The sequence below is a fragment of the uncultured Agitococcus sp. genome, assembly GCF_937920075.1.
Classification (GTDB): Bacteria; Pseudomonadota; Gammaproteobacteria; order Pseudomonadales; family Moraxellaceae; genus Agitococcus.
In genome coordinates this window covers 20,261-39,832 of record NZ_CALETI010000177.1, presented here as the reverse complement: position 1 = coordinate 39,832, position 19,572 = coordinate 20,261, and the positions used below count along the sequence as shown (strand labels likewise).

Here is a 19,572-nt window from a genome sequence, read left to right as displayed (position 1 = left end):
GGTTGACCCAGAATTGACTAATAGTTGTATTAAAAATTCAGGGGTTGCTAAAACAACGGTCTCTACGGTTTCTAACAGCAAAAATGATGCTTATTGGGCGGCTGATGGTTCAGGTTCTACTAATAACACTAGCACAACTTTGGAAGTCAACACGCTAATTTTGGACACAAAAAAGGAAAGTGGTATTTTATTTGATAATTTACAAATTCCACAAAATGCCGTTGCCAGCACCGCAACTTTAAGAGTCTATGCTAGTAAGACGGTTTTCACAGGTGTGCAAGCGGTGACCATTAAAGGTTTTAGCTCACCCGATGTTAGTTTTTGCCCTGCAGGTACATGCTCCAACCCCACCACCTTAAAAAACCTTCCGTTGACCACTAATAGCACATCGTGGAGTCCTGGTTTGGTCACTACAGACCAATTTTATGACATAGACGTAACCAATATTGTTAACGACGTGTTAACAAACACAGGATGGAATGTGGGTAAAAATATTGGTTTTAAATTGTGGAGTAGCACCCCCGCCCTCATAAACACTGCTATATACTCTTTTGATGGTCCAGCAACGTATCGTCCCAAGTTAACCATTAATTGGTCGGTTAATGAGTTAAATCAACTGACCTTTTTAGAGACGGTGCGTGATCAGATAGAGCAAGAGGTTAATAACTTAACACTTAAAAACTATACTCCATTGGCAAGTACCTTTGCTGCGGCTAGTCGTTATATGTATGGGATGCAGCCTTATTATAAAAGTAGTACAGATTATGATCCGCGAGTGGTTGAGAAGGGTGGCACTTCTGCTGTGCGTTATATCAGTCCAATTCCTGAAGATGACCAATGTTCGGCTAATTATATCTTTTTGTTAACTGATGGTGAGCCAAATGCTCAAGCTGATGTGACAAATGATGTTAAGGATATTATGGGGTCAACTAAGAGTGTTTGTTCAGATAATTGGAGTTGTATGAATAAACTGGCTCAATATAACAATAAAACAACTAAATTAAATAACACCACACCTAAAAAGAAAATTTATACCAGTACAATGATTTTAGGGCCTTTAGAAACTGCTGAAGATAATATGAAGACAGTTTCTGAAACATATGGCGGGGGAAAAGCCTATACCGCAACAGATACGGCTGCTTTAGCAAAAGCTTTTACTGATGTTGTTAATGACGCAGTCAAGTCTAGTGGTACGATTAGTGCAGCAGGTGTAGCAGTTAACCAGTTAAACCGCTTAAATCATTTAGATCAGCTTTATTATGCCGTGTTTGACCCTAAGCCTAATTCTTTACATTGGCAAGGTAATTTAAAACGTTATCGTTTGGGGACCGATGGTGTAATTTATGATAACTCCACGCCCGCTAAAAATGCTGTTAATTCAGATACTGGATTTTTTAAAAGTGATGCTAAAAGTTTTTGGAGCACAGCAGTTGATGGGGAAAGTGCCTCTGCAGGTGGTGCAGCAAGCAAATTAACAGCCACAAAATTACCCACCAGAAAAATGTACACCTATACAGATGCATTGACTTCACTGTCCTCACCAGTTAGCTTGCAAGAAATTGATTTTACTAATTTGGGCAGCACAACGACTCTAAATACGACGCTTCAAGGAAAAACGGGTACATCAGGGACAGAGTATATTAATTTAATGAAATGGTATCAGGGATATGACATAAGTTCTTTGACGTCCACTAATACTCCTACAGAAGCTCGTCAGCGTTTGGGAGGGGCATTACATTCTCGTCCTATTTTAGTTAATTATGGTTACACTGGTGAGTTAGCTACGGCTAATAATGCAGATAATCAAGATAACTATTTGTTTTTTAGTACCTTAGAGGGATCGTTACATGTTGTTAATGCAAAAACAGGTGAAGAAAAGTTTACGTTCACGCCTGGTGAGAAATTAGCAACTTTAAAAGATTTGTATTTAAATCCTGCTGCAGTCTTGCCAGCTTTTGGTATGGACTTAACATGGGTATCTTATAGAAAAGATACCGATGGTTCTGGACAAATTGGTACAGGTGATAAAATCTGGTTATATGGTGGTATGCGTATGGGGGGGGATAACTATTACGCCTTGGACGTGACGAATCTAGATAGTCCTAAATTAATGTTTGCGATTGATGGAGGTAAAACAGGTACTAAATATGCCAGAATGGGGCAAACATGGTCGGAACCTGTTATTACCAGTATTTATGTAGAGGGTAAGCCAAAAAGAGTGATGATTTTTGGTGGTGGTTACGATGATAAGCATGAGAACCATGCTTTGGCGTTACCTTTTGCAGATATAGATAAAGGTAATCAAATTTATATTGTTGATGCCGAAAAAGGTGACTTATTGTGGATGGCTAGTGGCAATAGCACAGATTCTCCAGATAAACTCGTTGATGATATGAAGTTTAGTATTCCGTCATCGCCTAAAGCACTTGATTTAGATTCTGATGGAGTGGCAGACGTTATTTATATTGGCGATTTAGGCGGACAAGTATTTAGAATAGATTTAGATCGTAAAGCAACGACCAAAACAAATATAGCAAAGCGTGTAAGACTAATTGCAAAAGTAGGCCAAACAGAAACAGCTAATTTAGTCAATCAACGCCGTTTTTATGAGCCACCAGCAGTTGCTACGTTTAAAAACACCTCAGGCAGTCTTTTTGCTGCTGTAAGTATGGGGAGTGGATATAGAAGTCGCCCATTAAATACAGTTACTGATGAGCGTTTCTATACTTTCTTTGATTATGATGTCACTAAGCCTAATTTATTGAGCTTGGAGGATTCAGCCTTGCAAGCAGTTATTACTCATGCTGATTTGGATTTATTAGATATGAATGCAGCAGCAACTCAGCAAAATGGTGTGGGACAAACCAAAAAAGGTTGGTATGTTGACTTTCCTGAATCTGGTGAAAAGGCTTTGGCATCAGGATTTATATTTAAGGAGAAGTTGGTTTTTAGTTCTTATTCACCAACAGCGTCTTCAACCACTAATTGTACGCCAGTTAAAGGAAAAACAAATCTCTATACTATGTGTATGCCTTATGGAAAAATGTGTTGGGCAGCTGGTTCAGAGCCTACAGGTTTTAATAATTATAAAAAGAGTAATATTATGGCGGGCTTGGGGGGCGAGCCTCAGTTGATTCTCACAAAAAATCCGTCAACAGGTGCTAATGAGCTAAATGTGTTGGTAGGTACTTCGGTTGATAAAGGTATTTTTGCAGGAATAACGGCTGGTAGCGCACAACTAGTACCAACCAAAAAATGGCGTGAGAAAACGAAAAAATAACTTTGATTTTAGACCAAATATCAATTTGGTCTAATTCTAAATAATAGAATAGGATGTGGGGAGGTGTGTATAATGAGTAAGCAGAATAAGGGCTTTACCCTTATGGAGTTGATGATAACAGTGGCAATTATTGGTATTTTAGCTTCTATAGCGATTCCTAGTTATCGGCAGTATGTTTTAAGAAGTAATCGTGCTGATATGCAGGCACAGATGTTAGTGATTGCAGCTGCACTAGAGCGATATAAGGCGCAAAATTTTAGATATCAGGGGGCAACTCTTAGTAATACGGGTATTTATGGGGCCTCTGTTTATCCTCAGCAAGGGCAAGCTCACTATACATTAACATTGACTGGTGACAATACTGATGGAACGCCCAATTTAACATGGACACTAAAAGCTCAAGCAACAAGTAATACTCAAAAACAGGATGGGGTTCTTATGTTGAACAGTGTAGGTCAACGTTGTTGGTTACAAGGTGCTGCAACGACAACATGTACTTTAGGTGATGCAGCTCAAGGATGGAATTAAGGGCAGTTTATTTTGGCCGCACCTGATATATCTTCATGTATGCCATCGCCATTTTTATCCTGTGATAGTCTAGCACGTCCCCCACGACTGACTATCACTTGTCGGCTAAAACGGGGATCATGGTCAGTTTGGCAGTAAGTAAACGTGCCATTGCTGGCAGATGTGATTCCCATACTCTCAAAGCGCATAAATGACCCCAGAAAACCTTTCCAAATGAGTTTTGAGTTTTTTAAGGCAAACGGGGTATATTTGACTAAAAATTCATCACTATCAAATTGTCCATTTCTATTATTATCTTCAAAAAGTAAAGCTCCTTGACTCCAATTTTGATCACAACTGTAGCCGTCTGTTGATCCGCACAAAGTTAATGCTCTGCGTTTGGTTAAGGCTAATCCGCGAGCTGAATGAACAATATGTTGTAGTTCTTTGCTAATCAGTTGAGCTTGTTGTGTTTTACGATATGTTGCCATGTTGTGTGCTGCAAATAGCAGTATAATCATAAAAATTAATACACAGGCAATAGTCTCAAGTAATGTAAATGCTCTTTGAGAGTACATATTTATATCCTTATAAATGTTTAATCCTATCTTTTTTATATTAGGTTTTTTGTGTGTTGGAGTCAATAGATGAATATTGTTGTGATAGGTTCTGGAGTCATTGGCTTATTACAAGCATATAAATTATTAAAATTAGGACATCAAGTCACCATTTTAGAAAAAAATCAGCAAGAGTTTGAGTCTTCTTGGGCTGGTGGAGGGATTGTTTCCCCCATGTATCCTTGGCGATATTCTGCTGCCGTTACAGCTTTGGCACAATTGGCTCAAGCACAATATCCCCTTTTAGCTAAAGAACTATTTGAATTAACGGGTATTGATGTTGAATTAATACCTTGTGGTATGTTGATGTTAGAGACAGAAGATCGGCGAGATGCTTTAGCTTGGGGACAACAAAATCAACAAACGGTTTTTGAATTAGGGCAAAGTCAAATTATGGAGATTAACCCTAATTTAGCCAGTTTTAAACAAGCTATTTGGTTGCCACATATTGCGAATATACGTAATCCTCGATTATTGCAGGCTTTATTGCAGGCTGTTGAACTGTTAGGAGGCAGGCGTATTGTTGATGCAGAAGTCACTGGGTTTGTTATAGAAAACGAACAGCTAATTGCCGTAAAAACTGTGCATAATCAACTATATTATGCGGATCAATTTATTGTGGCAACAGGTGCGTGGACAGCAAAAGTAGTTGAGCAATTAAATTTAGATTTACCTATTCGTCCGATCAAGGGGCAAATGTTGCTTTATAAGTTAGAAAAACAACTATTAAAACAAATTGTGTTGCATCAAGGACATTATTTAATTCCACGTGCGGATGGCCATATTTTGTGTGGTTCAACTGTTGAGGATACTGGTTTTGACAAAACAACGAATGAGCAAGCTAAACAAGTATTAATGTCTTCTGCTCAAAGAATATTGCCTTTGTTAGCTGCATATCAACCCATTAAACAATGGGCAGGTTTGCGGCCTGCATCGCCAAATGGTATTCCGTTTATTGGTAAACATCCTGTGTTGGCCAATTTATGGATTAATGCAGGGCAATTTAGAAATGGCTTGGTTTTAGCTCCTGCATCTGCTCAATTATTGCTTGAGCAGATGTTAGGTTTACAGTTAACGATTAACCCAACCCCTTATCAAGTGTTATAAGCCATCATTATCATCATCGCTATCGTCATCTAAACCTAATTTCTTTAAACGGTAGCGTAATGAACGAAAAGTCATGCCTAATTTTTTCGCTGCAGCAGTACGATTCCAACGTGTATCATCTAAGGCTTTAATAATTAAGTTCTTTTCAATGGTTAATAAATAATCTTCAAGAGATTCGCTATTACTTGGTGGAGGTGTGTTGTCACTATAAGCATGTACACCATGAGCGGGGGTGGGAGTTTTATTGCTAGTACTAAAAGGCGTATGTGTTGGCAGTTGTAGATGCTCTGCTAAAATTTCATTGCCTTCGCATAACGTTAAAGCACGCTCTAAAATATTTTGCAGCTCTCTCACATTTCCTGGAAAGGGATAATGCTTTAAAGCATGCCGTGCTGATGGACTCAATTTTGGCTCAGTAATGCCCCAGTCTTCGCTAAGCCGATGTAAAAAGTTATTGGCTAGTAAAATAATGTCTTCACCACGCTCTTTGAGTGGCGGGATGCGCGCTTGAATAACATTGATTCGATAAAATAAATCTTGACGAAATCGTCCAGCAGCTACTTCAGCAGCCAAGTCTTTGTGTGTGGCACTTAACAAACGAATATTGACAGGAATTTCTTTAGCATGGCCAATCGGGCGAACAGTCTTTTCTTGGATGGCACGTAACAGCTTAACCTGCATACTAATAGGCAAGTCTGCAACCTCATCTAAAAATAAAGTGCCTTCATTGGCGGCTTGAAATAGACCAATTTTGTCTTCTGTCGCGCCTGTAAAGCTACCTTTTTTATGGCCAAAAAATTCACTTTCCATCAGTTCCGAAGGAATCGCACCACAGTTAACAGGAATAAAGGGTTTTTCGGCTCGTGGGCTTAAATCATGAATTAGACGGGCAACAACTTCTTTACCAGTACCAGATTCGCCACTGATATAAACAGGTGCTTGGCTACGAGCTAATTTACGAATCGTTTCTTTTAAGTCAAGCATGACTTGTGATTGGCCTAAAAGTCTATTTTCATAGTCATCTTTGGGGCGATGTTGACCAGATACTTTTAGGGCATTACGCACTAAATCGCGAAGGCGGGGTAGCTCAATAGGTTTGGAAACAAAATCAAACGCACCCGCTTTTAGCACAGTGACCGCCATCTCGGTACTGCCATAAGCAGTAATGACTGCAACAGGTGTTTGCGGATACAGTTTTTGAATTGTTTGCACGATATCTAAACCACTACCATCAGGTAAGTGCATATCGCTTAAACAGAGTTGAAAAGTTTCTTTTTTTAGTAAATTTAAAGCGGTAGTCACATCATTTGCTAAACGACATTCTATCCCCATTCGCTCAAGTGTGATGGCTAAAAGTTCAGTTAAGTCTGGTTCATCATCAATGATTAATGCTTTTGTTGTCATATTAAATTAGCCGATTAGGATGAGAAAAAGTAATTCTAAAACAAGCGCCTTCGGGCTGAGGTAAGTAATCTAAATGAGCTTGATTTGCTTCGCAAAGCTCTTTGGATAAATATAAGCCTAAGCCTGTACCATTTTTTTCAGTAGTAAAAAATGGTTCAAATAAATTTTTTTGGTTTTCAAGCGCAACACCTGGCCCTAAATCATAAATTTCTAAATACGGTAGTTGCGTTAAATCGTCAACATCAGCCATAAGTTCAATCGTATGATGGCCATTTTTGGCACTATAACGAAAAGCGTTATTTACCATATTATAAATGACTTGATACAGCTGATCGGTATCAAAACGAATCAGTATATTATCGGTTGACTGAAATATGATCGTTTTTTGTTGGTGATTGGTTTGGTGATATTCATCAATAAAATTATCAAGCCATACTTTTAGATTTAACAGTTGTGGTGTTGATTTTTGTCGGCGTGATAACTGCAAAACTGTTTCAACTATATTATTAACACGAACGCAGTGTTGTTCAATAATTTTTAATAATCGAGCGTCTGGTCCTTTAATATCTTCAGACTCTATTAATAATTGGGCTGCATGACTGATTGCTCCTAAAGGATTACGAATTTCGTGGGCAATACTAGCGGTTAAGCGACCTAATGATGCTAATTTTAATTGTTGGGCTTTTTGGGTCATTTGAGCCGTATTTTCTAAAAAAATCAGTATATTACTTTCTTTATTTTGAATGTCTAACTGCATATATGAAACATTAATTTCTGGGTAAGTGGCTTGGTTTTTAAAGACTAGAGGTCGAATCATTAAATTTTGTCGCCATGCTAATAAACCAGCATCAATAGTGCCAGAAATATTTTTTAAATGATCGGTTTTATGAATATCATTTATGCCTAATAATTGTTGAGCGGCATTATTATATAGTAGTAGCTCTCGTTCAGGATTTACCACTAATACACCTGTGTGCATTCTATTGATAATTTGTTCATTAAGTTGTTGTAAACTTTCTACCTCTAAGGATTTTTGTAACGCTAAAGCTTCAACTTGCCGAAAACGATGGCTAATTAATTGACTAAACAAAGCAATAGCAAAAAAACTAATCCCTAAAATTGAGGCTTGCACTAAATTAGCGGAGCTGATGCGTTCATAATTATTTAAGGTAAAATAAAATTGCTCGTATAAAACTGCAATCGACGCAATGGCGGCGATCAGTGGGCCGCGTTTATCAGGTAATAAAATATTACCTGCTGCCACCATGACTAGATAAAGTAAACTCAGTTGTGCGGTCGGCCCACCATTTGCGTGCATGATGAGCGTGATAAAAATAATATCAATTAAAACAAAAAAGAATGCCTGTAAGCGAGGTTCTGAACGTAGGCGTTGACTAATCACTAAATTGCTAACGGCAATGAGTAAATAGGCCGCACCACTGATTAAAAATAGCTTTGGGTTTTCACTGCCTAAAAGCGGATTATTGGGGTTAATACTAAACAAAACCAGTAATAGTGCGGCTAATAAAAGACGATAATAGGTATAAATCCTTAATAATCGCCAGTCATCATGGCTTTCTGCAAATTTAGTTTGAGGTAGTGTGGGTGTCATTTTTGTTGTTGTAAAAATAAATCACGATGATGCTCACTGCAAAAAAAATGTCCTTGAGATTGTGTGCTTTCTCCTTCAGGAATATGTACCTGACAATAAGCGCACTGTTTCATTAATTGTCGAGGCTCGTCAGCTTTTTGTACCTCTGTAGTATGCTGTTGTGAATTGAGTAATTTACGAATCCACACATAAGCTAAATAAACAACGGCAGCAATAATTAATAAACGCAGAATACCACCCATAAACACCTCAACGTTTTTAAAATTGACGCGGTTATCGCTTATTTGCGTGCTAAATAAGCGTTTTTAACGATTTTTAGCGCGCAAAACGCGCTAATTTCAGTGAAATGCGCCAGTCCTGTTTTATAATCTATACCAACTTGAATTTTGGTATAGAGATAGTTATGACTCTACGTATTGCTTTTGCTCAACATAATTTTGTCGTTGGGGCTATTACTGAAAACAGCCACAAAGTTCGTCAACTTGCTGAGCAAGCTAAACAACAAGGCGCGGAAATGATAGTTTTTCCTGAATTGTGTTTAACAGGCTATCCTCCAGAAGATTTATTGTTACGCCCTAGTTTAACTATTCGTATTGAACAAGCCTTGCAGAGTCTAGCAGACATTAAAAATATTGTCCTTGTTTTAGCTTATCCAAAAATGATAGCAGGCCAATTATTTAATATGGCAGGTGTGTGGTTAAATGGTCAATGTTTGGGAGAGTATGCCAAACAAAAATTACCTAATTATCAAGTGTTTGATGAAAAAAGATATTTTAGTGCAGGTACACAAGGATTTTATTTCGATTATAAAGGTCAAAAAATTGCGTTAGCGATTTGTGAAGATATTTGGCATGATGAGGTTGCAATACAGGCCAAAAATGCAAAAACGGATTTATTAGTGGTGTTAAATGCCTCGCCCTTTCATATAAATAAGCAAGCGCAGCGTTTGCAGATGGTTCAACAACGTGCCCAACAACATCAATTGCCAATTGCTTATGTTAATTTAGTGGGGGGGCAGGATGAGTTAGTCTTTGATGGTGGCTCTTTTATGATTAATGCAGATGGTGATATAGCAGCTGAAGCACCATTATTTGTAGAAGAGTTATTAATAGTTGATTTTGATAAACAATTTAGTAAAAAAGAACGAGCTAAATTATTGAGTGAAGAAGCTGCTGTTTATCAAGCTCTTGTGCTTGGTGTAAAGGATTATGTGAGTAAAAGTGGTTTTACAGGAGTAGTGTTAGGTTTATCTGGCGGTATTGATTCAGCCTTAGTGTTGGCAATAGCGGTTGATGCCTTGGGGGCAGAGCAGGTTAATGCGGTGATGATGCCTTATCATTATACTTCTCAAATGAGCTTGGAAGATGCCGCACAAGAAGCAAAGACTTTAGGTGTGAACTATTCAATCATTGAAATTGCTCCGACAGTAGAGGCATTTTCCCAATTATTAGCACCAGCTTTTGCAGGCATGGCTAAAGATAAAACTGAAGAAAATTTACAAGCCCGTTCGCGTGGTGTGCTGTTAATGGCTTTATCAAACAAAAAGGGCTGGTTAGTATTAACCACAGGCAATAAATCAGAAATGGCTGTGGGCTATGCGACATTGTATGGTGATATGGCGGGGGGCTTTGATGTTTTAAAAGATGTGCCTAAAACCTTGGTGTTTAGATTGGCTGAATATCGAAATCGTTTGGCTGGCAAAGCCATTATTCCTCAACGAGTCATTGACCGCCCACCGTCAGCAGAATTAGCCCCTGACCAAAAAGACGAAGATAGCTTACCACCATATCCTATTTTAGATGCCATTTTGGCTTTATATATTGAGCAAGATCAAAGCGCAGAAGCCATTATTAGTCAAGGTTTTGAGCGTGATACCGTGTATCGCGTGTTAAGAATGGTTGATTTTAATGAATATAAACGTCGTCAGGCAGCCATAGGCCCTCGTATTAGTCAGCGTGGTTTTGGTCGAGATAGACGTTATCCTTTAGTTAATGGCTGGAAAATTGGCATTTAAGATGGAGTTTTAGGTATAGGTTTCGACTTCGCTCAACCAACTAAAAATGTACCCTGAGCGAAGTCGAAGGGTTATTTTTAAGAGACAATTTTCTCTTAACTGACTGGCATTACTCCCTGAGCGGAGTTGAAGGAAAGGATGTTTGAGCTATTCTTCATCGGTTTTAGAGAACCATCCCAACATACCGCGTTTTTGGCGTGGGTCTTCAGGCACTCGAATGACAACAGTTGCAGAGAGCTGATCATGCCAAGCAAGGCGTCTGCCATTAATCAATGCCCAAAGATAATTACCAACAAAGCCAAAAACTAGACTCAGAGCAAATGCACCCTCACTATGATAAAGAATATTTGCCGCTAAACCACAAATACTTGGCAAAATTAAACTCGCGGCACAACGCCCCATACTGTCTGACCAGTTTAATAATCGACCATCAGGTTTAATGACTTTTAAACGCCATGTTTGCATACCCAAAGTTTGACCGCGTCTGCGCCAGAAATAGCCATAAAATAGCCAAGTCATTACAACCATTGCTGGAAATAATATTAAATGGCGAAAATTGCTTGATAAAACTTGAGTTTGATTTTGGCTCGAAACCTCAGAAGGCGTAGCAATCACAACTAAAATAACTGCAACAATCGCATTAATCGCAAAAATTAATAACCCATCATAAATGGCAGCAGCTAAGCGAACGCCAATACCCGCTAACTCAACTTGGGTTGCTTCAGGAGGTGTTGGTGTCGTAGTGTGGCTTTGGCGTGGTTTTTTGGATTTTTTAGACATTGGTACGGATGATATTCACAAGACTAGAATTAGCATTATATCGTGAATAGAGAAAAAATAAGTGCAGAGATGGTTGAAATTTGTTATATTTCGCCCCCTTGTTGTGCTGGGCTCTAACGAAGTGACTGTTAGGGTTAGCCAAAAGAATGGTCGTTGTTCGTTCCTGCTCCAAGCCTATGAGCCTTACGCAGGGGGGCGAGCACTCCTTAAACCACTCTTTGAGATTTAATCATGAAAGCTGATATCCATCCAAAATATGAAGAAATTACTGCAACTTGTTCTTGTGGTAATGTTATTGTGACTCGCTCTACCTTAGCTAAAAACATTCACCTTGACGTTTGTAGCAAGTGTCACCCATTCTACACTGGTCAACAAAAAGTTGTTGATACTGGTGGCCGTATCGACAAATTTAAACAACGCTTTAATCGTTTTGCTAAAAAATAATTTTAGTCAAACCCCAAAAAAGCGAGCAATAGCTCGCTTTTTTATTTTTAGAATAAATCTTCAGCAGGTGGGGTGCTAGGTAGGCTAGTTTCGCTATTATTTTGCGGTTCAGTTGTTGGACTAGCGTCACTTGGTGCAGAACTGCTATTGTTAGCTGTATTGGCCTTCGGTTTGGCTGCTTGTGGACGAGAACCATCAATCCATTGTTCTGGAATATCTGTCAAGGCATAATCCATAAATGAGTTCCATAAGGGTAGAGCTGCATAACCGCCATATTCTAAACGTCCTAATGAGGCAGGTTGATCAAAACCAACCCAACTGACTGCAACTAGTTTGGGATTAAAACCTGCAAACCATGCATCTTTAGCATCATTTGTCGTTCCTGTTTTTCCTGCAATATCACTACGTCCTAAGCGCAATGCGCTACGTGCAGTTCCATGTAAAATTACATCACGTAAGATATTAGCCATATCTTTGGATGCTTTCTCACTCATAATACGTTTAGCAATAGGATAGTCTGGTAATGTTAAAGTGGTACTTGGTGCAGTGAGTTGATTTTCTTCTGAGGGGGCTTCAATCACTTTAACGGATTCCCCTTGACCAACAATTTCGCTAGGTGGAGTCTCTGGACGAGGTGTCATCATTTCATTGGCGAGTGCAGGATTTTCACACGGCTTACAAACTTGCTCAGGTTTTGCCTGAAATAAAACAGTGCCTTTAGTGTCTTCAATTCGCTCAATAAAGTAAGGATTTACACGATAACCACCATTTGCAAAGGCTGCATAGGCAGTGGCCATCTGTAAGGGAACAACCTGTGCCGTCCCTAATGCTAAGGTAAGATTATTCGGTAATTTGTCATCAATAAAACCAAAACGAGGCAGATACTGACGTGCTCTGTCTAAAGTAACGGACTGTAATAAACGTACAGACACCAAATTACGGGATAAATACAAAGCTCGTCTTAAAGTAATGGGACCCATAAAGCGACCGTCAGCATTACTAGGACTCCAATTACCAATTGTCATAGGTGAGTCACTGACAACACTGTATGGTGTAAATCCTCGTTCTAATGCCAACGCATAAACAAAGGGTTTGAGGGTAGAGCCAGCTTGACGCCAACCTTGGATAGCATGATTAAATTGGCTGATATTAAAATCAAATCCCCCTGCAAGTGCCTCAATTGCTCCTGTTTCTGGGTTGAGTGCAATTAGTTCTCCTTGTACTTTGGGAATTTGACGTAAAACCCAAATTCCTCCTGCTTTTTTGATGCGAATAATATCGCCAACTTTAACAATTTGACTGGCTTTATTAGGCGAAGGGCCTACGCTATTAACCGATTTATAGGCTCTTGCCCAACTCAACCCCCCCCATGGAATAGTAACTGTTTGACCGTCACGCATGAGAGCTTCAACAGAGTGTTTATTAACTTTTAGCACTTGAGCAGGCGAAAGACCGCCAACAACATCAAAATGAGAAAGGGATTTATCTTCGCTATTGGCTTCTGCCCCGCGCCAACCATGCCGTAAATCATAAGCCATTAAACCATCAATCACGGATTGAACCGCTGCATTTTGAATATCGGAGCGGACGGTTGTATAAACTTTATAACCACTGCCTAATACTGTTTCGCCAAAGCGAGCCGTTAAAGCCGCACGCACCATTTCAGCAAGATAAGGTGCTGATACGTCTGCAACTTCACTCCGATATTCAATCCCTGTTCCTTCTTGAATAGCTTGATCGTGAGCCGCTTTGTTAATAAAACCTAACTTTAACATACGCCCCAAAATCCAATTACGCCGCTCTATGGCACGTTTAGGATTAACGACGGGATTATATTTTGAAGGGGCTTTAGGCAGACCTGCAATCATCGCCATTTCTGCTAAAGAAAGAGTGTGAATATTTTTTTTATTGTAGTAAACTTCGGCAGCAGCACCAATGCCATAAGCACGTTGGCCAAGATAAATTTTATTGACGTAAAGCTCAAAAATTTCTTGTTTAGTTAACGCTTGCTCAATATTTTGTGCTAAAAGAATTTCGGTAAATTTACGGCTAAATGTACGCTGTGATGATAGAAAATAATTTTTTGCGACTTGCATGGTGATTGTTGAACCACCTGATTGAATTGAACCACTTTCGGCTAAATCAACAAATGCACGTGCGAGACCTTTTAAACTAATGCCCTGATGAACAAAAAAAGTATCATCTTCAGCAGCTAAAAAGGCTTTGACTAATAAAGGCGGAATTTCATTGTAATGAAGAGGGCGACTATGCTTTTCGCCAAATTCGCTGATGAGTTTTCCGTCTTTACTGTAAATTTGCAAAGGGGTTTCCAGTTTAATTTCGCGGAGCTGTTCAACATTTGGCAATTGTGGTGTAAGGTATAAATAGACACCGCTGCTAAGTATTGATACGCTAAGCAAACCTAATAAGCCGAAAGCGACCAATGGATGAAAATTGATTGATTTAAGATTTATTTTGTTCATTGGAAACCAAGGTTAATAACAAACTAGGTGACAGTCACTAATTTATGGTAGATTATACCTATATAAGTACTTGTGCGGTACTTGTAGTCGTGTTAAGACTATCATTTAATGTTAATTGGCAAGAATGTGGTATAACTCTGCATTCTTATTACAAAAATAAAAGGGAACAAACAACGTGCTGCCCTTTCTCAGTAAAAAAAATACAAGCCTATTGGGCTTAGACATTAGTTCTACATCCGTCAAACTCTTGGAGCTTAGTCTACAAGGCGAGCGATATCGTGTAGAAAGTTATGGGGTCGAACCACTGCCGCAAAATGCTGTGGTTGAGAAAAATATTGCTGATGTTGAAGGTGTGGGTGATGCAATTACTCGATTGATTGCTAAAGCTAAGCCTAAAACAAAGAATGTAGCTGTCGCAGTTTCAGGTTCAGCAGTTATTACTAAAACCATTGAGATGGATGCTGATTTGTCCGATGATGAGCGTGAGTCTCAAATTCGTTTAGAAGCTGATCAGTATATCCCATACCCATTGGAAGAAATTAGCCTAGATTTTGAAGTGATTGGGCCATCAACAACTAATCCAGAGCGGGTGAGTGTTTTATTGGCAGCTTCTCGTACAGAAAATATAGAGCTACGTACTGATGCTTTGGTTATTGCAAATTTAACCGCAAAAATAGTCGATGTTGAAGCATATGCCATGGAACGTGCATTCGATTTATTAGTGGACAGTTTGCCGTGTGGTCGTGATGGTACTGTTGCTATTATAGATATTGGGGCATCAATGACTACACTGAGTGTTGTTAACGATGGTAAAATTATTTACACGCGTGAACAAATGTTTGGTGGAAAGCAATTAACAGAAGAAATTCAACGCCGTTATGGTTTATCTTTTGAGGAAGCAGGACGATTAAAAAAAGAAGGTGGTCTTCCTGATGATTATGAAGTAGAGGTATTGCGCCCTTTTAAGGATGCAGTTGTTCAACAAGTTACGCGTTCTTTGCAGTTTTTCTTTTCTTCAAGTCAATATAATGATGTTGATCATATATTATTAGCAGGTGGTACAGCATCCATTAGTGGCTTAGCTGATGTTGTTCAGGAAAAATTAGGGACAGCAGTATCTGTGGCAAATCCGTTTGTACATATGTCTTTTGCTCCTCAAATTAATGCTGCGGCGATTAGTAATGATGCACCTTCATTAATGATTGCATGTGGCTTAGCATTAAGGAGTTTTGACTGATGGCGAAGATAAACTTACTACCATGGCGACAAGAGCTTAAAAAGCAACGTCAGCAAGAGTTTGTTGCAATTAACGCAGGAGTCGCACTTGCTGCAGCTGCAATTGTTTTGTTTTTTCATATGATGTTGAGTGCGCAGCTTAGTGATCAAGAAGAAAGAAAAGCTTATATTCAATCAGAAATTGCTATGTTGGACTCACAAATTAAGCAGATTGATGAATTGCAAACGCGAAAAGAGGAATTATTAGCGCGAATGAAAGTCATTCAAGATTTGCAAGGGCGTAGACCAATTATAGTTAGAGTTTTTGATGAGTTAGTCCGTAGTGTTCCTAACAAAGTTTATTTGCTATCTGTCAAACGAGATGGTGATAAATTTACGATTGAAGGCAATGCTGAAAGCAATACACAAGTATCTTCTTTTTTGAGAAATTTGAATGCTTCAGAATGGTTCAAAAATCCTGTTTTATCTACGGTAACAGCAGATGATACTGTAAAGAAGGCTACAAAAGTTAGTTTGGATAAAAGAAGTAATCGTTTTGCGCTTACTGTGGAGTTAGAAGGACCTGAACCAATAAAAACAGATGATAAAACGGGTGTTGTTAAAACTAACAAGGAGGCAGCTAAATGAAGTTAAAAACTGACAAAGCTGAAGCTCAATCAGATGTAAAAAAATTTGATTTGCAGGAGTTTATAAATACCCTAAATACTCTGGATCCTCAAAATGTTGGTTCATGGCCTTTAGCGGCAAAAATACTAGTATATATTATTGTCTTTATATTAGTATTGGTTTTGGGGTATGTATTCGATCTTTCTCCTATGCGTGAAACTTATGCTTCTGGTGAGCAAGCTCAGGAAACTTTGTTGCAGGAGTTTGAGCAAAAAGTTTTTAAGGCAAATAACCTAGATGTCTACAAAAAACAACTAGCTGATATGGAAGAGTCCTTTGGCTCTTTGTTAAGACAGTTGCCTAAAGAAACAGAGGTGCCAGAGTTGTTGGAGGATATTACACATACTGGTTTAGGTAGTGGCTTGGATTTTGATGGTATTACTTTAGAAACGGAAAGTACCCAAGAGTTTTATGTAGAACAGCCTATTAAAATCAAAGTTCAAGGTGACTATCATGCTTTTGGTGCATTTGTTAGTGGTATTTCTGCATTGCCAAGAATAGTAACTTTGCATAATTTTGTAGTGTCTCCAATGTCAAATAAGTTTGCTGACAGTGGTGCACCTATATTGACGATGGAGATTTTAGCAAAAACTTATCGTTATAAAGATACTGCTGAGGGTGATGCTAATAAAAAATCCACACCAACGGATCAGAAGAAGGAGGGTAAATAATGAAGCAAATACTGCATAAAGTTATTGCTCTTTCAATGGTGGTTATTACTTCGTTTGGGGTGGTCGGTTGTTCTTCTGATTTTGACACGATGAAAGCTCGAATGGATGCCATACGAGCTAAGCCTAGAGGGCGGATAGAGCCTCCGCCTGAGTTTACGCCCATGCCGACTTTTGCATATGCTGCACATCAGTTGCGTAGTCCTTTTGTGCCACCTTCGACACTTGAAGAGTTGTTAGCAAAAGCCTCTGGAAAGCAAGTTGCCCCCGATTTTTCAAGACCTCAGGAATATTTGGAAAAGTTTGGTTTAGAGGCCTTACGTATGAAGGGAACTTTAACAAAACCAAGTGCACCATTCTATGCATTAGTTGAAGATGCTGATGGTGGTGTTCAGCGTGTCAAAGTAGGCAATTATATGGGTAAAAATCACGGCAAAATTGTAGAAATTACGCCGAGTCAAATTAATCTGGTTGAAGTGGTTCCTGATGGCCGAGATGGTTGGGTCGAGCGTCCACGCAGTGTGGTCATGGCTGATAAATAGTCAAGACTTGGAGAATTTAAATGATCAAACGGATCACAATGAACAATAACAAGCCAGCTGGGAAAAAGAGCATGTCTATACAGCGTATGGTATTAGGTGTAGGTTTGATGTCTGTGTTGCAACTTGCAGCCGCTGCAGAACGCTTGACATTGAAGAATGTTAATTTTATTACTTTGCCTGGTGATGAAATAGAAGTTAAATTAGCGTTTGATGATGCGCCACCGCAATTACAATCATATCAAATAGAAAAGCCTGCACGATTGGTTTTTGATCTACCTAATACCAAAAATGGTTTGAACTCTCGTTACTTAAGTTTGGGCAATGGTAATGCTCGAAGTTTAACGGTTGTTGATAATCAAGAGCGGACTCGTGTAGTGGTAAATCTAGGTGAATTAACAGGATATGCTACACGTGTTGAAGGAAATGATCTTATTCTTAAAATTGGTAAGCAAGATATTACTAATAATGTTGCACAGGCAGTGCCTATTGTTGAAAAAATAAAGGTATCCCCCAAGCAAAAAGCGTCAATGCCAAAAGTTTTACAGGTTGATGATTTAGATTTTCATCGTGGTCTACAAGGTGATGGGCAAATAGATATTCAATTATCACAGGCCTCAATTCCTGTTGATGTTCAACAACAAGGTAGTAAAATTATTGCCCGTTTTATTGGAGCAAAATTACCAGAAAAGTTACGTCGTCGTTTAGATGTTAATGATTTTGCAACGCCTGTTAAAACCATTGATGCTTATAATGAAGGGAATAATGGTGTTATTGTTATTCAGCCACAAGGAGAGTTCGAATATTTAGCTTATCAAGCTGATAACAACATGACCATTAGTGTTAAGCCAATTTTGCCTGATGCACCTAAAAAGCGTAAAGAGTTTGTTTACACCGGTGAAAAGTTATCTTTAAATTTCCAAGATATTGAAGTCCGCTCAGTTTTACAGCTGATTGCCGATTTTACCTCATTGAATTTAGTTGCTAGTGATACAGTGTCTGGCCGAATTACTTTGCGTTTACAGAACGTGCCATGGGATCAAGCTTTAGAATTGATTTTGAAGACTAAAGGTTTAGATAAACGTACTACGGGTAACGTTATGCTGGTTGCTCCGGCGGATGAAATTGCTGCTCGTGAGCGTTTAGAATTGGAGGCAGCAAATCAAAATGAACAACTTGCTGCATTGCGTTCGGAATATATACAAGTCAGTTATGCAAAAGCAGCTGATCTACAAAAAATGATTACATCGGGTATTAATACATCTAATTCAGCGAATACTGCGTCTAATAGTTTGTTGAGTCCACGTGGTAGTGTTTCTATAGATGTACGCACGAATACTGTAATTATTCAGGATATTCCTAAAAAAATAGAGGAAATCAGAGAATTGATTGCAAGGTTAGATGTTCCTGTGAAGCAGGTCATGATTGAAGCTCGTATTGTCACCGCATCTAGTGATTTTGTTAAAGAATTAGGTGTAAAGTGGGGGGTTGCACACGATAATATAAGCTCAAAGAAACGAGTTATGGTGGGTGGTTCGCGCACTACTTTAAATGATATACGTGAAGCTACAATAGATACAGTTGCGGGTACTCGTGATTATACGATAGCTAGTCCATCTGATTTAGCAGTCGATTTAGGTGTTGAGAAAGTTGGTACAAGTTCTTTGGCTGTTGGTATTATGAATGCAGATAATATAGTGTTAGATTTAGAATTATCTGCTTTACAATCTGATGGACATGGTGAGGTTGTTGCTAGTCCAAAAGTCTTAACCGCAGATAAGCAAAAGGCACTAATTGCTTCGGGCACTCAAATACCTTATGGAGAATCAACATCAAGTGGTGCGGCAGCAGTAAAGTTTATTAATGCAGAATTGCGTTTAGAAGTAACGCCTAGTATTACTCCTGATGGGCGAGTAAATATGGATTTAGCAATCAATAAAGATAGTCCAGGTGCAGTATTATCAAATGGTGCATTAACTATTAACAGTAATCGTATTGCAACAAGTGTCTTAGTTGATGATGGACAAACAGTAGTGTTAGGCGGTGTTTTTACCACGGATATGCTCAAGGGTGTCACAAAAACGCCATTGCTTGGTGATATTCCATTCTTAGGGCGTTTATTCAAACAAGATGTAACACGTAACGAGAAAAAAGAGTTATTGATTTTTGTTACGCCGCGTTTGTTAAATGACACAATTACTAGCAAGTAATAGGT

16 protein-coding genes are annotated in these 19,572 nt (G+C 38.8%); 10 read left to right on the top strand and 6 right to left on the bottom strand.

The features are described from left to right. Both Q0212_RS06915 and Q0212_RS06910 read left to right on the top strand, forming a co-directional pair. On the top strand, window positions 1-3,280 hold a 3,280-nt coding region (locus Q0212_RS06915), incomplete at its 5' end, for a PilC/PilY family type IV pilus protein (protein ID WP_297923916.1). 72 nt (window positions 3,281-3,352) lie between these two features. Then, window positions 3,353-3,808 (top strand): type IV pilin protein, encoded by a 456-nt coding sequence (locus Q0212_RS06910; protein WP_297923915.1) that lies wholly within the window; start codon window positions 3,353-3,355, stop codon window positions 3,806-3,808. On the opposite strand, the gene Q0212_RS06905 is transcribed toward Q0212_RS06910, so the two are convergent. After that, entirely contained in the window at window positions 3,805-4,278 is a 474-nt protein-coding gene (locus tag Q0212_RS06905; protein WP_297923914.1) for a GspH/FimT family protein, read from the bottom strand. The two genes, Q0212_RS06910 and Q0212_RS06905, sit on opposite strands and share 4 nt — an antisense overlap. Window positions 4,279-4,434: 156 nt before the next feature. Here Q0212_RS06905 and thiO point away from each other — a divergent pair, with 156 nt between their 5' ends. After that, window positions 4,435-5,511 carry a glycine oxidase ThiO gene (thiO, locus tag Q0212_RS06900; protein ID WP_297923913.1) on the top strand — a complete coding sequence of 359 codons (1,077 nt, stop codon included), beginning with the start codon at window positions 4,435-4,437 and terminating at the stop codon, window positions 5,509-5,511. On the opposite strand, the gene Q0212_RS06895 is transcribed toward thiO, so the two are convergent. The 3 genes from Q0212_RS06895 to Q0212_RS06885 are packed head-to-tail and all read right to left on the bottom strand — an operon-like array spanning window position 5,506 to window position 8,769. Further along, window positions 5,506-6,915, bottom strand: a complete 1,410-nt coding sequence (locus Q0212_RS06895; RefSeq protein ID WP_297923912.1) for a sigma-54 dependent transcriptional regulator — start codon at window positions 6,913-6,915, stop codon at window positions 5,506-5,508. The genes thiO and Q0212_RS06895 overlap by 6 nt on opposite strands. A gap of 1 nt (window position 6,916) precedes the next feature. After that, on the bottom strand, window positions 6,917-8,527 hold the full coding sequence (locus Q0212_RS06890) for an ATP-binding protein (protein WP_297923911.1): 1,611 nt from the start codon (window positions 8,525-8,527) through the stop codon (window positions 6,917-6,919). After that, window positions 8,524-8,769 carry a PP0621 family protein gene (locus Q0212_RS06885; RefSeq protein ID WP_297923910.1) on the bottom strand — a complete coding sequence of 82 codons (246 nt, stop codon included), beginning with the start codon at window positions 8,767-8,769 and terminating at the stop codon, window positions 8,524-8,526. Before Q0212_RS06885 ends, Q0212_RS06890 begins: the two co-directional genes overlap by 4 nt. A 161-nt stretch (window positions 8,770-8,930) precedes the next feature. Between Q0212_RS06885 and Q0212_RS06880 the strand changes: the two genes are divergently transcribed. Next, window positions 8,931-10,541, top strand: coding sequence for an NAD+ synthase (locus Q0212_RS06880; protein ID WP_297923908.1), 1,611 nt, complete (start codon window positions 8,931-8,933; stop codon window positions 10,539-10,541). Between the two features lie 147 nt (window positions 10,542-10,688). Here the strand turns inward: Q0212_RS06880 and Q0212_RS06875 are convergent, their stop codons facing one another. Continuing rightward, window positions 10,689-11,321, bottom strand: coding sequence for an RDD family protein (locus Q0212_RS06875; RefSeq protein ID WP_297923906.1), 633 nt, complete (start codon window positions 11,319-11,321; stop codon window positions 10,689-10,691). A gap of 231 nt (window positions 11,322-11,552) precedes the next feature. Here Q0212_RS06875 and rpmE point away from each other — a divergent pair, with 231 nt between their 5' ends. Further along, complete coding sequence (rpmE, locus tag Q0212_RS06870; protein WP_297923904.1) at window positions 11,553-11,765, top strand: 50S ribosomal protein L31; 213 nt, start codon at window positions 11,553-11,555, stop codon at window positions 11,763-11,765. A gap of 47 nt (window positions 11,766-11,812) precedes the next feature. On the opposite strand, the gene Q0212_RS06865 is transcribed toward rpmE, so the two are convergent. Continuing rightward, entirely contained in the window at window positions 11,813-14,248 is a 2,436-nt protein-coding gene (locus tag Q0212_RS06865; RefSeq protein WP_297923903.1) for a penicillin-binding protein 1A, read from the bottom strand. Between the two features lie 175 nt (window positions 14,249-14,423). Here Q0212_RS06865 and Q0212_RS06860 point away from each other — a divergent pair, with 175 nt between their 5' ends. From Q0212_RS06860 to pilQ, 5 genes are all read left to right on the top strand, one after another. Next, a complete protein-coding gene (locus tag Q0212_RS06860) occupies window positions 14,424-15,485 on the top strand; it encodes a pilus assembly protein PilM (protein WP_297923901.1) in 1,062 nt (353 codons plus the stop codon). Next, window positions 15,485-16,111 carry a PilN domain-containing protein gene (locus tag Q0212_RS06855; protein ID WP_297923899.1) on the top strand — a complete coding sequence of 209 codons (627 nt, stop codon included), beginning with the start codon at window positions 15,485-15,487 and terminating at the stop codon, window positions 16,109-16,111. The genes Q0212_RS06860 and Q0212_RS06855 overlap by 1 nt, the downstream gene beginning before the upstream one ends. Beyond that, window positions 16,108-16,821, top strand: a complete 714-nt coding sequence (locus tag Q0212_RS06850) for a type 4a pilus biogenesis protein PilO (protein WP_297923897.1) — start codon at window positions 16,108-16,110, stop codon at window positions 16,819-16,821. Before Q0212_RS06855 ends, Q0212_RS06850 begins: the two co-directional genes overlap by 4 nt. After that, window positions 16,821-17,360 (top strand): pilus assembly protein PilP, encoded by a 540-nt coding sequence (locus Q0212_RS06845; RefSeq protein WP_297923895.1) that lies wholly within the window; start codon window positions 16,821-16,823, stop codon window positions 17,358-17,360. Before Q0212_RS06850 ends, Q0212_RS06845 begins: the two co-directional genes overlap by 1 nt. Window positions 17,361-17,431: 71 nt before the next feature. Then, entirely contained in the window at window positions 17,432-19,567 is a 2,136-nt protein-coding gene (pilQ, locus tag Q0212_RS06840) for a type IV pilus secretin PilQ (protein WP_297923894.1), read from the top strand. Window positions 19,568-19,572 lie beyond the last annotated feature (5 nt).

Excerpts from the sequence above, each read along its gene's own strand:
- Q0212_RS06910 (WP_297923915.1), top strand. The coding sequence starts at position 3,353 with ATGAGTAAGCAGAATAAGGGCTTTACCCTTATGGAGTTGATGATAACA.
- Q0212_RS06905 (WP_297923914.1), bottom strand. The coding sequence starts at position 4,278 with ATGGCAACATATCGTAAAACACAACAAGCTCAACTGATTAGCAAAGAA.
- thiO (WP_297923913.1), top strand. The coding sequence starts at position 4,435 with ATGAATATTGTTGTGATAGGTTCTGGAGTCATTGGCTTATTACAAGCA.
- Q0212_RS06895 (WP_297923912.1), bottom strand. The coding sequence starts at position 6,915 with ATGACAACAAAAGCATTAATCATTGATGATGAACCAGACTTAACTGAA.
- Q0212_RS06890 (WP_297923911.1), bottom strand. The coding sequence starts at position 8,527 with ATGACACCCACACTACCTCAAACTAAATTTGCAGAAAGCCATGATGAC.
- Q0212_RS06885 (WP_297923910.1), bottom strand. The coding sequence starts at position 8,769 with ATGGGTGGTATTCTGCGTTTATTAATTATTGCTGCCGTTGTTTATTTA.
- Q0212_RS06880 (WP_297923908.1), top strand. The coding sequence starts at position 8,931 with ATGACTCTACGTATTGCTTTTGCTCAACATAATTTTGTCGTTGGGGCT.
- Q0212_RS06875 (WP_297923906.1), bottom strand. The coding sequence starts at position 11,321 with ATGTCTAAAAAATCCAAAAAACCACGCCAAAGCCACACTACGACACCA.
- rpmE (WP_297923904.1), top strand. The coding sequence starts at position 11,553 with ATGAAAGCTGATATCCATCCAAAATATGAAGAAATTACTGCAACTTGT.
- Q0212_RS06865 (WP_297923903.1), bottom strand. The coding sequence starts at position 14,248 with ATGAACAAAATAAATCTTAAATCAATCAATTTTCATCCATTGGTCGCT.
- Q0212_RS06855 (WP_297923899.1), top strand. The coding sequence starts at position 15,485 with ATGGCGAAGATAAACTTACTACCATGGCGACAAGAGCTTAAAAAGCAA.
- Q0212_RS06850 (WP_297923897.1), top strand. The coding sequence starts at position 16,108 with ATGAAGTTAAAAACTGACAAAGCTGAAGCTCAATCAGATGTAAAAAAA.
- Q0212_RS06845 (WP_297923895.1), top strand. The coding sequence starts at position 16,821 with ATGAAGCAAATACTGCATAAAGTTATTGCTCTTTCAATGGTGGTTATT.
- pilQ (WP_297923894.1), top strand. The coding sequence starts at position 17,432 with ATGTCTATACAGCGTATGGTATTAGGTGTAGGTTTGATGTCTGTGTTG.